Genomic DNA, 13,251 nt, shown 5'->3' with positions numbered 1-13,251 from the left:
GAGGTGAGGAAGCATGTCGGATACGCGTTCCGAACATCCAGGAAGCGAGCAAGAGGGAGTAGGCGTGGAGCAGCATATTGCGTCAATGCCCGATGAGCAGAAGCAAGAGGAGTCACATCAGGCAGGCGAATCTGAAGAGCAATCCGTTAATTCGCAAATGGGCAATCGAATCCATGAGGTTTCAGCGGGTTCGGATGATAAGAAGAAGGAAAATCCCATACCGCATAAGCTGAATGATATTCTGTCGCGTCTTGAGAATGAGATTGGTTACAAAACAAGCTTCGACGTCGTCGTGCGCGAGATGACGTTCGGTGAACGCAAAACGGCGATTCTGTTCATGAATGGACTCGTTAAGGACACGCTGTTGACTGAAGTGCTGAAGAGACTGACCTATTTGCATCCCGATGACTTGTCCGGCGATGCACTCTACGCCTTTCTGAATTTGTATGTGCCTGCCGCGCAGGTCGTCAAGCAGAAGGATTGGAACGAGATGTTAACCTGTGTGATGTCGGGCGCAACTGCGCTGTTCATCGATGATGAGCCTGCGGCGTTAATTATCGATGCGAAGAGCTTCCCGTCACGCGGCCCGGAGGAGCCGTCGCTGGAGAAGGTAGTTCGTGGATCGAGAGACGGTTTTGTCGAAACACTCATGACGAATGTATCGCTCGTTCGCAGAAGATTGCGAGACCCTCAATTGCGATATGAGATTTTACAGCTTGGCGAGCGGACGAAAACGGATGTGTGTATTGCCTATATTGCCGATTTGGCCGATCCGAAGCTCGTGAAGTCGATCAAAGATAAGTTTTCGATGGTGAAGCTGGACGGTCTGCCGCTGGCGGACAAGCAGTTGGAGGAGGCAACCGTGAAGCGCGGCTGGAATCCGTTCCCGCTCGTTCGTTACTCGGAGCGGCCTGATACGGTATCGGTTCACTTATTGGAAGGTGCTGTCGCCGTCTTCGTCGACACATCGCCAAGCGTGATGACGCTGCCTACGACTTACTTCGACCTTATGCAGCATGCGGAGGAAAATCGTCAGACACCGTTTATCGGTACCTACTTGCGGTGGGTTCGTTTCATCGGAATCATCGCCTCGTTGTTCCTGTTGCCGATGTGGCTGCTGTTCGTTATGCACCCTGAAATGAAGCCAGCTGCGCTAGAATTTATCGGTCCGAACAAAACAGGCCAGCTTCCGCTCATCGTCCAGTTCTTGTTGGCAGAGATCGGCGTCGATCTCATGCGAATGGCATCTGTCCATACGCCGACCTCGCTTGCAACAGCTATGTCATTAGTCGCGGCTATTCTCATCGGCGACATTGCGGTACAGACCGGCTTATTCGTCAACGAGGTTATCCTCTATATGGCGGTTGCTGCCATCGGCATGTTCGCGACGCCGAGCTATGAGCTTGGACTTGCCAATCGGATTGTAAGGCTGGTGTTGATCATAGCGGTTGCCGCATTCAGCGTACCGGGCTTCGTCATTGCGACTACGGCGATTATTGTTATGCTGACGCTGGAGCGTTCGTTCAATCGCCCATACATGTGGCCGTTTATACCATTTGATCTGAAGGCGCTATGGAGCATCATCGTTCGCCAGCCTGTACTCTATAACCGGACGCGCCCGAATCTATTGCACCCGCAACAAATAGACAGAATGCCAAAGACGAAGTAGGTTCACAAAGAATGCAAATGAAATGTGAAATTATCCATTTCGGCGGCGGTTAGTTTGCGATATACTGTTGCTATAGATGCAAATTAACCGTCTATCTGCGTGCAGATAGAGAAAGTCGAGGGGAAACTATGTACTTGCATGGAACTAGCAATATTAACACGAATGGTCATCTAGAAATTGGCGGTTGCGACGTAACCGATCTTGCTAATAAATTCGGCACACCGCTTTATATCGTGGACGAAGCACTCGTTCGTCAACGCGCTAAGGAATATGTTGAAGCGTTCAAAGCTTCCGGCTTGAAGTTTCAAGTCGCTTATGCGAGCAAAGCGTTCAGTGTAATGGCGATGTGCGCTATCGCTGAACAAGAAGGATTGTCGCTTGACGTTGTATCTGACGGCGAGCTGTATACGGCTCTGCAAGCAGGCTTCCCGGTGGAGCGCATTCACTTCCACGGCAACAACAAGACGCATGAAGAGATCAACATGGCGCTTGACGCTGGCATCGGTTGCTTCGTTGTCGACAACTTTATCGAATTGCACACTCTGAACGCACTGGCTGCGGACAAAGGCAAAACCGTAAACATTTTGCTTCGCATTACGCCGGGCGTTGAAGCACATACGCATGACTACATCTCGACAGGTCAACAAGATTCGAAGTTCGGTTTCGACCTTGGCAACGGCGCTGCGAAGCAAGCGATTGAGCAAGCGATCGCATTGCCGAACCTTGAGGTGCTGGGCGTTCATTCCCACATCGGTTCGCAGATCTTCGAAGTTGAAGGCTTCCGCATGGCGGTAGACAAAGTAGCAGACTTTGCTGTAGCGATTCGTTCCGAGCTTGGCCTTACGTTCAAAGTTATCAACCTTGGCGGCGGCTTCGGCATCCGCTACGTGGAAGGCGATACACCGCTTCCGATCAGCGAATACGTAGGCGCGATTACAGGCGCTATCAAAGCTAAGTTCACCGAAGCGGAATTCCCGCTGCCTGAGATCTGGGTTGAGCCGGGTCGCAGTATGGTTGGCGATGCAGGCACTACGCTTTATACGGTAGGCACGAGCAAGCATATTCCTGGCGTTCGCAAATATATCGCTGTAGACGGCGGTATGACGGACAACCCTCGCCCGGCGCTGTACCAATCGCAATACGAAGCGATCTTGGCGAACCGCGCTAACGATGCGAAAGAAGAGACGGTTTCGATTGCAGGCAAATGCTGCGAGAGCGGCGACATGCTGATTTGGGATCTAGAGCTTCCAAAGGCAGAGAGCGGCGATCTGCTTGCTGTATTCTGCACAGGCGCATATAACTATGCAATGGCAAGCAACTACAACCGTATCCGTCGTCCGGCAGTCGTATTCGTGAAAGACGGCGAGGCTGACCTTGCCGTTAAGCGCGAATCTCTCGAAAATATTGTATGCAATGACGTGATTCCGGCAAGACTGCAAAAATCAGCGCTTGCGAAATAAGCTTGAAATTGGTAACGTTATAGTATTCTGTTGAAAAAGAGAGGTAGATGCAGCAATGGCTAAACAAGCAAAAATCACACTAGCAAGCGGCGGAGAAGTCCACTTGGATTTGTTCGACCAAGATGCTCCCAATACAGTAGCAAACTTCGAGAAGCTTGCAAACGACGGGTTCTATAACGGTCTTACATTCCACCGCGTAATACCTGGCTTCGTCGCACAAGGCGGATGCCCTAACGGTACTGGCGCAGGCGGCCCAGGCTACACTATCAACTGTGAAATCAACCCGAACAAGCATGAGCGCGGTACGCTCGCTATGGCCCATGCCGGCCGTAACACAGGCGGCAGCCAGTTCTATATCTGCTACCAGCCGCAGCCGCATCTTGACGGCGGTCACACGGTATTCGGCAAAGTAACGAAAGGCATGGAGTTTGTTGACGCGCTTAAAGGCGGAGACAAAATGGAGAAGGTCGAAGTAACGGCTTCTTAATAATCGCTTGTTAGAAGTTCCGCCGTATTTCTCATTGAATGAGAGGTACGGCGGTTTTATTTCCAAGCAAATTAGACGGATATCTTGCTTTTTTATTAAGCTAGTGGTAATATTTCTTCAGTGTATAAAGGACTTCACTATTCACTAATCATAAATTATTTTATGCAGCTTTCCTTCGGGGCAGGGTGAAATTCCCAACCGGCGGTGATCGAGCGGCGAAGGCAGGAGCGGACAACCGCAGGCCTGTCGCAGCTCGTTAGTCCGTGACCCGGTTCGGATCGAATGGTTAACGCGATAACGCATTAGCATTCGATACGAAGCGGTGGACCTGGTGTGAATCCGGGACCGACAGTATAGTCTGGATGGGAGAAGGAGATGCTTGCGACAGCTACGTCATTCATGCTTATTAGTTTGTGCTATCTTTCACAAGCTAAGTAGGTTTGTTTTATTAGCGTTAGTAATGACCGTGAACCGCTGAAAAAGCGGTTTATTTCGAACGGGATTTCTGCAAGCTTATTACATTCCATCGTTAATCGACGGTGATTGTAATTCGCATGTTTGTATCTTCTGGCTCGTGAGACGGTATTTGTCGCAATGGCTATCTTCATTCATCTATCATCACCCCCGGGGCGTTAAGTATGCCGATGGGGGTGTTTTTGCGTTCATGGACGTATTGAATGATGAATATTATATGCAGCTCGCGCTTACATTGGCGGCCAAAGCATCAGGTCAGACGGGTATTAATCCGGTTGTCGGCTGTGTCGTCGTCAAGGAAGGACGTATTATCGGTATCGGCACGCATCTGAAGCGGGGTACGGGCCATGCGGAAGTACACGCTCTCCAAATGGCTGGCGAAGAAGCGGAAGGCGCTACGGTTTACGTAACGCTGGAGCCATGCAGCCACTTCGGCAAGACGCCGCCATGCTGCGAACGTATTATCGATGCGAAGGCGGCAAGAGTCGTTGTTGCAAGCGGAGATCCGAACCCGCAGGTTGCAGGCAGAGGCATCTCTCGGCTTCGCGAAGCGGGAATTGAAGTAACGGTGGGTTTGCTTGAGGCTGAATCAAAGCTTATGAATGAGAAGTTTAATAAATACATTACATCGAAGCTGCCGTTCGTCACTCTTAAGACGGCGAGCACGCTGGATGGCAAGATCGCCTCGAAGACGGGCGATAGCCGTTGGGTAACGGGAGCTGTTGCACGCGAGCAGGTACATACGCTCCGCCATCAGCATGAAGCGATCATGGTCGGTATCGGAACGGTATTGGCCGACGATCCTTCATTGACGACACGTGCTTCCGTACCTGCGATTCACCCAACCCGCATTATCGTCGATTCTTCCTTGCGTCTTCCGCTTGAAGCGAAAGTTGTTACGGATCGATCGGTGCGAACGATCGTCCTGACTACGGAGCAAGCGGATGCTGACAAGCGACAAGCGCTAGCGGCTGCAGGCGTCGAGGTCGTTGCTTGCGGCGAAGGCAGTAAAGTCGACCTTCGCGAGGCGTTGAAGAAGCTCGGCGAGCTGGAGATTGGTTCGATCCTGCTGGAGGGCGGCGGTGCACTGAACGGCGCAATGCTGGAAGCGGGTCTCATCGATAAAATTATTTTGTATTATGCGGCTAAGATTATTGGCGGAGATGCTTCGCCTGGAACGTTCACGTTCGACGGCTTCGAGAAAATGTCGGATGCGATTGAACTGGAACGCGTATCCGTAGAGATGGCGGGAGAGGACATCTGTGTATCCGGCTATCCTGTATATCCAAGTTCATTGGGTTAACGAACGCTCAGCTCAGGTGGAATAGAGGGGAGGGCTACGATGTTCACTGGACTCATAGAAGAGGTAGGCAAGCTGAAAGGTGTTAAGAAGCAAGGCGAAGCGATGCGGTTATCCATTGGTGCTGCACGCGTTCTAGAAGGTGTACGGATTGGAGACAGCATTTCGGTTAACGGCGTTTGCTTGACCGTTACCGATTACGACGGCGGCTCTTTCGCTGCCGATGTTATGCCCGAGACATTCAGACGCTCTACGCTGCATGCGCTGCGTTCCGGAGAGGCTGTAAACCTAGAGCGGGCGATGCAAGCCGGCGCGCGCTTCGGCGGTCATATTGTGCAAGGTCATATTGATGGCACTGGCCAAATCATAGGGCGTGAAACAGATGCGAATGCGGTCGTATTTCGAATTAAACTGGATGATCCGTCATCGCTGCGATACGTGATTCCGAAAGGCTCGATTACGATTGACGGCATTAGCTTAACGGTCGTAGACACATCGGCCCAGACATTCGCGGTATCGATCATTCCGCATACGCTTGGCGAAACGGCACTGCTGAACAAGAAGCCGGGTGAATCGGTTAATATCGAATGTGATGTCATTGGCAAATACGTCGATCACCTGTTGCACTTTAAGCAGCCGGAGAGCGAGGCGCCGAAGTCAAAGCTATCGACGGCTTTTCTTATGGAGAACGGTTTTCTGTAAAAGATGAATTATACAAAATAAGATTGTTCTTATAGATTGGATACCACCGGGGAGGGAAGCAGGATGACAAACAGTAATGCAAATTCGAATACGTTCGATACAATAGAAGCAGCACTGGAAGATTTGAAGCTGGGCAAAGCAATCATCGTTGTTGATGACGAGGATCGTGAGAATGAAGGCGACTTAATCGCCTTGGCCGATATGGCGACGCCGGAAGTCATTAACTTCATGATTACGGAAGCTCGCGGCTTGGTGTGCGTTCCGATTACGCCGGAGCGGGCTGAGGAGTTGGAGCTGCCGCCGATGGTAACGCATAACACCGATTACCACGGAACGGCTTTCACGGTGTCTGTCGACCACGCTTCGACGACGACGGGCATCTCGGCATATGAACGTTCGCTCTCTGTCAGAGCGCTTATCGATCCGACGGCGAAGGCGGCGGACTTCCGCCGTCCCGGACATATTTTCCCGCTCATCGCGAAGCCAGGCGGCGTGCTGCGCAGAGCCGGTCATACCGAGGCAGCCATTGATTTGGCGGTTCTGTGCGGTTCGAAGCCTGCCGGCGTCATCTGCGAGGTCATCAATGAAGACGGTACGATGGCGCGGTTGCCGGACTTGAAGATCTTCAAAGAGAAACATGGGCTTAAGCTCATTACGATTCAAGAGCTTATTCGATATCGGAATGAGAAGGAGAAGCTTGTTGAGCGAATCGTTGACGTGCAAATGCCAACCGACTTCGGTATCTTCCGCGCTATCGCCTATACGAACATCATGGATAGCAAGGAGCATGTTGCGCTTGTGAAAGGCGAGCTCGATACAACTCAGCCCATTCTGGTGCGGGTGCATTCCGAGTGCTTGACCGGCGACGTGTTCCACTCCCACCGCTGCGATTGCGGACCTCAGCTTGATGCGGCGCTTCGTCAGATCGACGAGGCCGGAAGCGGCGTGCTGCTCTATATGCGCCAAGAGGGCAGAGGCATCGGCCTCATTAATAAACTGAAGGCTTATGCGCTTCAAGAAGAAGGGCTCGATACGGTCGATGCGAATATAAAGCTTGGCTTTCCTGCCGATTTGCGAGATTATGGTATAGGCGCGCAAATATTGAAGGATCTTGGCATCTCCAAGCTGAAGCTGCTGACGAACAATCCGCGTAAGATCAAAGGGCTCGAAGGCTACGACATCGAGGTCGTCGAACGCGTTCCCATTCAGATGGAAGCTAATCAAAGCAACAGCAAATATTTGCGAACGAAGAAAACGAAGCTAGGCCATATGCTCAAGTTCGAAGAGCAGGAGCCGCAGCAGTCGTAATAGCAGTTAGCAGCCAAAAAAATATAATAACTACTCAGGATGAGAGGAAGATGGTAAAATGGCACGTATATATGAAGGACATTTAGTATCGGAAGGTTTAAAATATGGGGTTGTTGTCGGACGGTTCAACGAATTTATTTCCAGCAAACTGCTTGGCGGCGCGCTTGATGCATTCAAACGCCACGGCGCAGCGGAAGACGATGTTGAAATCGCATGGGTGCCTGGCGCATTCGAAATTCCGCTGATCGCTCAGAAGATGGCTGAAAGCGGCAAGTATGATGCGGTAATTACGCTTGGCGCCGTTATCCGCGGATCAACGCCTCACTTTGACTTTGTATGCAATGAAGCAGCCAAAGGCGTTGCGGCAATCGCGCTCAAAACAGGCGTGCCAACGATCTTCGGCGTGCTGACGGTCGATTCGATCGAGCAAGCGATTGAGCGTGCAGGCACGAAAGCCGGCAACAAAGGTTATGAAGCGGCTGCCAGCGCGATCGAAATGGCTAATTTGACGAAACAGCTGCAGGGATAATACCCCGAGAGCTGAACGCGGGAGGAAATACGAGTGTCGGTGCTTTACAAGCTGGATTCTTTTGAAGGGCCTCTTGACCTGTTGCTCCATTTGATCGACAAAGCAGAGATTGATATCCATGAAGTGTCGATCAGCGAGATTACGGATCAATATATGGAGTATCTGCATGCGATGAAGGAACTGGAGCTTGAGGTTACGAGCGAGTTTCTGGTCATGGCTGCAACCCTTCTGGCGATAAAAAGCAAGCAACTGCTGCCTAAGCCTCCGGTGTTCGAGGAGGAATATGACGAGTGGCAGGATGACGGCCTTGATCCTCGTGATGAGCTCATTCAGAAGCTCGTTGAATATCGTAAGTTTAAGCAAATAGCCGAGCAGCTGCGGGAGAAGGAATTCGAACGCAGCCTCGTCTATTCTCGTGAGCCGGATGACTTGACCCCTTATATGAAAGAAGAGAAGGTCAATCCCGTCGAAGGCTTGCATGTGTCCGATCTTGTTGCCGCCTTCCAGAAAGCGCTGCGCAGGGCAGCAAGAAGGAACGTCATCTCAACGATCCAGCGCGATGAAATATCGGTTAAGGATCGGATTCGAGATATTGTCGAGGTGCTGAAGCAATACGAAACGGTCCGATTCTCGAAGCTTATACGCGAGAATATGGACAAGCACGAAGTAGTTGTCACCTTTCTAGCGATACTGGAGCTAATGAAGATGAAGCATATTCGCTGTTTCCAGCATCAGCTGTTCGACGACATCGTCATACATTGGAGAGGAGAATCTTCGCAAGATGGATTATCCGAAATTGAAGTCGATTATTGAGGGCCTTCTGTTCATGGCCGGAGATGAAGGCTTAACGAAGAAGCAACTCGCCGACATTTTGGAGATCGACTCGGATTTGTCTTCCGATCTGGTCTACGACTTGCAGCGGGATTTGGAACGCGAGATGCGAGGCGTTCAGATAGCTGAAGTAGCCAGTTCTTACCGACTGACTACGCATCCTGAGCATGCGCCTTACTTTGAGCGAATGGCTTATTCGCCATCACGTTCGCAATTATCGCAAGCTGCTTTGGAGACGTTATCGATCGTCGCTTACCGCCAGCCGATTACAAGAATCGATATCGAGGAGATTCGCGGTGTGAAGACCGATCGGGCGATCAGCTCCCTTGTATCAAAGGATTTGATCGAAGAGGTAGGAAGAGCCGAAGCGATTGGAAGACCTATATTATACGGAACGACGAAATTATTTTTAGAATACTTCGGCTTGCCGTCAATCAAGGAATTGCCTGAACCAGGCCATGTCAGTGTCGACGATGCGCTTGAGGAAACGACGCAGTTGCTGTTCGAGCGCCTAGACGGCAGACAAATGACGTTTGATGAAATAAAAGAATGAGATTTGACCGCCGGGTCATACTATATTCAACCATAAGTAGGGAAATGGAGGAAGCATAATGCCCCTTTATCCTTTTGGTTGGATGACGGCGGCCGGTCTCTTTTTTTTGTTCATTTTTTCGATTGTTATCGCATCTCCCGTTAAAGTTAGCGGACATTTTGCGAAATCGGGAAATAATGACGACGCCGAAATTGCAATCAAAGCGTTGTTCGGCTTATATCGTTACCGCTTGAAGGTGCCGGTTATTAAGTATTTGGGCGCTTCTGTCCAATTAAAGGAGCAGGTGTCATCAACAAATACGGGGATTAACACTTGGAAGCAATTCAATGAAGAGATCAATGCCGACGATGTTGCTCGTTCGATGGATCGTTTCAAGGACATCCTGGAGATGACACGAAACTTGACCGGCTGGGCGAGGCAGACGCTGACGAAGGTAAAGATGACTGAATGGACATGGAACACTTCCGTTGGAACCGGCGATGCGATGTGGACAGCGATGACGACGGGTTTCGTATGGTCGGTTAAAACGAGTCTGATCGGTGTTCTCTCTCAGATGGTCAAGCTCCAAGCCGACCCGCAGATGACCGTGACGCCGATATATCAGCGACCTTACTTTTCGACGGATTGGTCGTGCAGCGCCAAGATGAGCTTTGGCAACGCGTTACTGGCTGGGATGAAGTTGTTATTCCGAATGCGGAAGAGAAGACGAAAAGATGGCAGCGGCGGGAGTTCTTGGACGTGGCAAAAACAGCTGTTCAAAGTGTAGTTTAGAACATCTTTGCCGGAGGCTCAGCTCATACATAGTCCAGACCTGTACTGCGCACAATACAAGAAGCGTAGGCAAGTTCTTATTCATATCGCAATGAAAGTATGCTTTCGGAGCAAGTTTTGCTGTGATGACTCTGCAATGAAGCGTCTTTTCACAAAACTTTTGAGGAGGAGTTACAATGGCTGAGCATCCTATTCAAGGATTAATGCAAACCGCAATGGAAAACATCAAGGAAATGGTCGACGTCAACACGATCGTCGGCGATCCTGTACAAACCCCGGACGGCAGCATTATTATGCCGATCTCCAAAGTTGGCTTCGGTTTCGTTGCAGGCGGCAGCGACATCCGGCTCGATGGATCCGACCATGCGAGCGGATCGCAAAACGATGCGCATCATGCATCCGTGTCGCTTCCGTTCGGCGGCGGCAGCGGCGGTGGCGTGTCGATTACGCCTATTGCCTTCCTTGTTGTAGGTACCCATGGCGTGAAGATCGTGCCGCTGGATAATCAAACGCATCTATTGGAGCGTGTCATTGACGCTGCGCCTCATGTATTCGATAAAGTGCAGTCGATGATTAAGCAGCCTATGCAGCAATCCAATTATGTCGATCCAGTGTCTACCGTTATTACGGGCAGTCTGGACGCAAATGATCACCTCTTGTAAGTTAATCGCTCGAGAGTGGCAATCCAACATGTAAAGCTGCCCGCAAGGGCAGTTTTTCATTTTTTCATTTTAGTTGCGACAAGCTCGTCTACACGAATATGTACAGGCATATAATGAACGACAGACTATTGCAGCGAGAGGAGCATCATTGGAATGAATGGGTTTAAGCGGTATAGAATCGCTATAGCTTCCATGCTCTTATTAGGAGTAATGACGCTGGCGATTCAACAGACAGCAGATGCGAAACCAAAGCCGATCGGTACGAATGCAAAAGCGGCCGCGTTAATTGATGTCAGCTCTGGCAGAGTCCTATATAGCACCAATGGCGATCAATCGATGAGAATTGCAAGCTTGACGAAGATCATGACTGCAATCGTGGCCATCGACCATGGTAAGCTCGACGATAAGGTGAAGACACCAAAGAGGGCGGTTGGCAAGGAGGGATCATCGATCTACCTCCAATTAGGCGAAGAAATGACGCTTGAAAACATGCTGTATGGTCTTATGCTTCGCTCCGGCAATGATGCGGCAACCGCGATCGCCGAGCATGTAGGAGGTTCAGAGGAGGGCTTTGTCCACCTGATGAACGAGAAGGCGCGTTTTCTTAATCTGAAACATTCGCAATTCAAAAATCCGCACGGTCTTGATGAAGAGGGGCATTTTTCTTCAGCTAATGATCTTGCCGTATTGACTGCTTATGCGCTCAAAAATAAAACATTTGCCCGAATCGTTGGCACGAGAGAAAAAAAAGTACCCAATCCGCACGAGAAATGGGACTACACCTGGCCGAACAAAAATAAAATGCTAGCCATGTACGAAGGTGCGGACGGCGTTAAAACAGGCTATACCAAAAAGTCGCTTCGCTGCCTCGTTAGCTCAGCTACTAGGAATGGCCAGCAGCTTGCCGCAGTAACCATTAATGACAGCGATGACTGGAATGACCACAAACAAATGCTTGACTGGGGCTTCGCTAACTATCCGCTTCAGAAGCTTGCCAGCAAGGGGCAAACGATCGCCGGTTATCCCTATGCGCTTGGCCAAGGATTCAGTTATCCGCTTGAGCTGGACGAGCAGGATTCCATTCATACAAGTCTGGTTCTAATTCCGCCAAACTCAACGAGTTATGCACTTGGCGAACGCGGGTCGCTTCAATGGTTTCTGAAAGGAGAGAAGATCGGTTCGACCCCTGTTTATGATGCGGGAAGCAATCGATTAAGGGATAGCGTTAATAAGTAATTGTTTCATATAAAGCATAAAACCGAGGGGAGACGGTTTATATGGTGAATTGGATATGGTTGTTTTTTATCGCGGCTAGCGTAGCGGTAGCCGCGATAAACGGCAACATGGACGCAGTAACGCAAGCAGCTTTCGAAGGGGCGAAGTCGGGCGTGACCGTAAGCTTCGGCCTCATAAGCATTATGGTATTCTGGCTTGGGATGATGCGTATAGCAGAGGATGCGGGCTTGCTTAAGACAATGGCTCGAATGCTTGGACCTCTCGTTCGCAAGCTATTTCCGGACATTCCTCATAACCATCCGGCAATTGGATACATAATGAGCAATCTAAGCGCGAATTTATTCGGTCTTGGCAATGCGGCAACGCCAATGGGGATAAAGGCTATGCAGGAGCTTCAGAAGCTGAATCCCGATCCGTCAACGGCAACGCCTGCGATGTGTACGTTGCTTGCGCTTAATACGTCCAGCATTACAATCGTGCCTACGACACTTATTGCGATTCGAATGAATTATGGTTCGGCTAATCCTGCTGAAATTATCGGCACGACGTTAGCTGCAACATTCGTTGCCACGTCAGCGGCAATTGTTGCCGACCGATGGTATAGAAGAAAGTCCCCTCCTATGACCCCGCCACAGTTAAACTTGAACAAGCAGCCGCAAAATCAACAGCAATCATTGTCAAAACCTTCTGCTGGCGGGGGTGAGACGCTTGTATGAATTATTCACCAATCTATCCGCATGGATGATTCCTGCCATCATCGTATTCATCCCTCTCTATGCGGCGTTAAGACGCAAGGTGCCCGTCTATGAAACGTTCGTCGAAGGGGCAAAGGACGGGTTCGGCACAGCGATTAATATTATTCCGCATCTCGTCGGAATGATGGTTGCGATCAGCATGTTCCGCGCATCGGGCGCGATGGAGCTGATGTTGTCTGCCGTAAGGCCGCTATTCGACTGGCTCGGTATCCCAAGCGAGGTGCTTCCGCTAGGCATCTTGCGTCCACTTACGGGCGCAGGATCGCTTGCGTTCACCGCTGACCTTATTCAGACCTATGGACCTGATTCGATGATCGGAAGAATTGCTTCAACGATTCAAGGCAGCACCGATACGACTCTTTATGTGCTGACCGTCTACTTCGGAGCTATCGGCATCCGCAGAACGAAATATGCGTTAAAAGTAGGTCTTTTCTCCGATTTGGTCGGCTTTTTGGCGGCGATATTCATTTGCTTATACATATTCGGCTAACACAGCTTGTACTTTGTTCTTCTA

The 13,251-nt window shown here is 50.4% G+C and carries 14 protein-coding genes and 1 riboswitch; all 14 genes read left to right on the top strand.

From position 1 onward, the window contains the following. The first annotated feature begins 13 nt into the window (after positions 1–13). The 14 genes from AB4Z33_RS13690 to AB4Z33_RS13625 all read left to right on the top strand — a co-directional run bounded on the left by AB4Z33_RS13690 (position 14) and on the right by AB4Z33_RS13625 (position 13,227). Complete coding sequence (locus AB4Z33_RS13690) at positions 14–1,669, top strand: spore germination protein (protein WP_442050438.1); 1,656 nt, start codon at positions 14–16, stop codon at positions 1,667–1,669. A 128-nt stretch (positions 1,670–1,797) separates the two neighbouring features. After that, complete coding sequence (gene lysA / locus AB4Z33_RS13685; RefSeq protein WP_442050437.1) at positions 1,798–3,129, top strand: diaminopimelate decarboxylase; 1,332 nt, start codon at positions 1,798–1,800, stop codon at positions 3,127–3,129. Positions 3,130–3,184: 55 nt separating this feature from the next. After that, a complete protein-coding gene (locus AB4Z33_RS13680; protein WP_442050436.1) occupies positions 3,185–3,616 on the top strand; it encodes a peptidylprolyl isomerase in 432 nt (143 codons plus the stop codon). 167 nt (positions 3,617–3,783) lie between these two features. After that, a riboswitch (FMN riboswitch) is annotated at positions 3,784–3,994 on the top strand. A gap of 286 nt (positions 3,995–4,280) precedes the next feature. Next, a complete protein-coding gene (ribD, locus tag AB4Z33_RS13675; RefSeq protein ID WP_442050435.1) occupies positions 4,281–5,393 on the top strand; it encodes a bifunctional diaminohydroxyphosphoribosylaminopyrimidine deaminase/5-amino-6-(5-phosphoribosylamino)uracil reductase RibD in 1,113 nt (370 codons plus the stop codon). A 39-nt stretch (positions 5,394–5,432) separates the two neighbouring features. Then, entirely contained in the window at positions 5,433–6,092 is a 660-nt protein-coding gene (ribE, locus tag AB4Z33_RS13670; RefSeq protein ID WP_442050434.1) for a riboflavin synthase, read from the top strand. A 63-nt stretch (positions 6,093–6,155) separates the two neighbouring features. After that, positions 6,156–7,400: a bifunctional 3,4-dihydroxy-2-butanone-4-phosphate synthase/GTP cyclohydrolase II gene (locus AB4Z33_RS13665; protein ID WP_442050433.1), complete on the top strand. Its 1,245-nt coding sequence runs from the start codon at positions 6,156–6,158 to the stop codon at positions 7,398–7,400. Between the two features lie 58 nt (positions 7,401–7,458). Continuing rightward, entirely contained in the window at positions 7,459–7,929 is a 471-nt protein-coding gene (gene ribH / locus AB4Z33_RS13660) for a 6,7-dimethyl-8-ribityllumazine synthase (RefSeq protein ID WP_337101733.1), read from the top strand. 33 nt (positions 7,930–7,962) lie between these two features. Continuing rightward, positions 7,963–8,742 (top strand): segregation and condensation protein A, encoded by a 780-nt coding sequence (locus AB4Z33_RS13655; protein ID WP_337101735.1) that lies wholly within the window; start codon positions 7,963–7,965, stop codon positions 8,740–8,742. Then, the gene (gene scpB, locus AB4Z33_RS13650) at positions 8,711–9,313 is read left to right on the top strand and encodes an SMC-Scp complex subunit ScpB (RefSeq protein ID WP_442050432.1); all 603 of its coding nucleotides are present in this window, start codon (positions 8,711–8,713) and stop codon (positions 9,311–9,313) included. Before AB4Z33_RS13655 ends, scpB begins: the two co-directional genes overlap by 32 nt. A 58-nt stretch (positions 9,314–9,371) precedes the next feature. Continuing rightward, positions 9,372–10,079, top strand: coding sequence for a DUF2953 domain-containing protein (locus tag AB4Z33_RS13645; protein ID WP_442050431.1), 708 nt, complete (start codon positions 9,372–9,374; stop codon positions 10,077–10,079). 181 nt (positions 10,080–10,260) lie between these two features. Next, complete coding sequence (gene ytfJ / locus AB4Z33_RS13640; protein WP_442050430.1) at positions 10,261–10,746, top strand: GerW family sporulation protein; 486 nt, start codon at positions 10,261–10,263, stop codon at positions 10,744–10,746. 153 nt (positions 10,747–10,899) lie between these two features. Further along, positions 10,900–11,982, top strand: coding sequence for a D-alanyl-D-alanine carboxypeptidase family protein (locus tag AB4Z33_RS13635; protein ID WP_442050429.1), 1,083 nt, complete (start codon positions 10,900–10,902; stop codon positions 11,980–11,982). 41 nt (positions 11,983–12,023) lie between these two features. Then, a complete protein-coding gene (locus tag AB4Z33_RS13630; RefSeq protein WP_442050428.1) occupies positions 12,024–12,698 on the top strand; it encodes a nucleoside recognition domain-containing protein in 675 nt (224 codons plus the stop codon). Positions 12,699–12,723: 25 nt separating this feature from the next. Continuing rightward, positions 12,724–13,227 carry a spore maturation protein gene (locus AB4Z33_RS13625; RefSeq protein WP_442050463.1) on the top strand — a complete coding sequence of 168 codons (504 nt, stop codon included), beginning with the start codon at positions 12,724–12,726 and terminating at the stop codon, positions 13,225–13,227. Positions 13,228–13,251 lie beyond the last annotated feature (24 nt).

Origin of the sequence: Paenibacillus sp. 2TAB19 (assembly GCF_052115185.1) — a bacterium.
Classification (GTDB): Bacteria; Bacillota; Bacilli; order Paenibacillales; family Paenibacillaceae; genus Pristimantibacillus.
The sequence above is the reverse complement of the archived record's forward strand: the minus strand, read 5'-3'. Positions and strand labels throughout refer to the sequence as shown.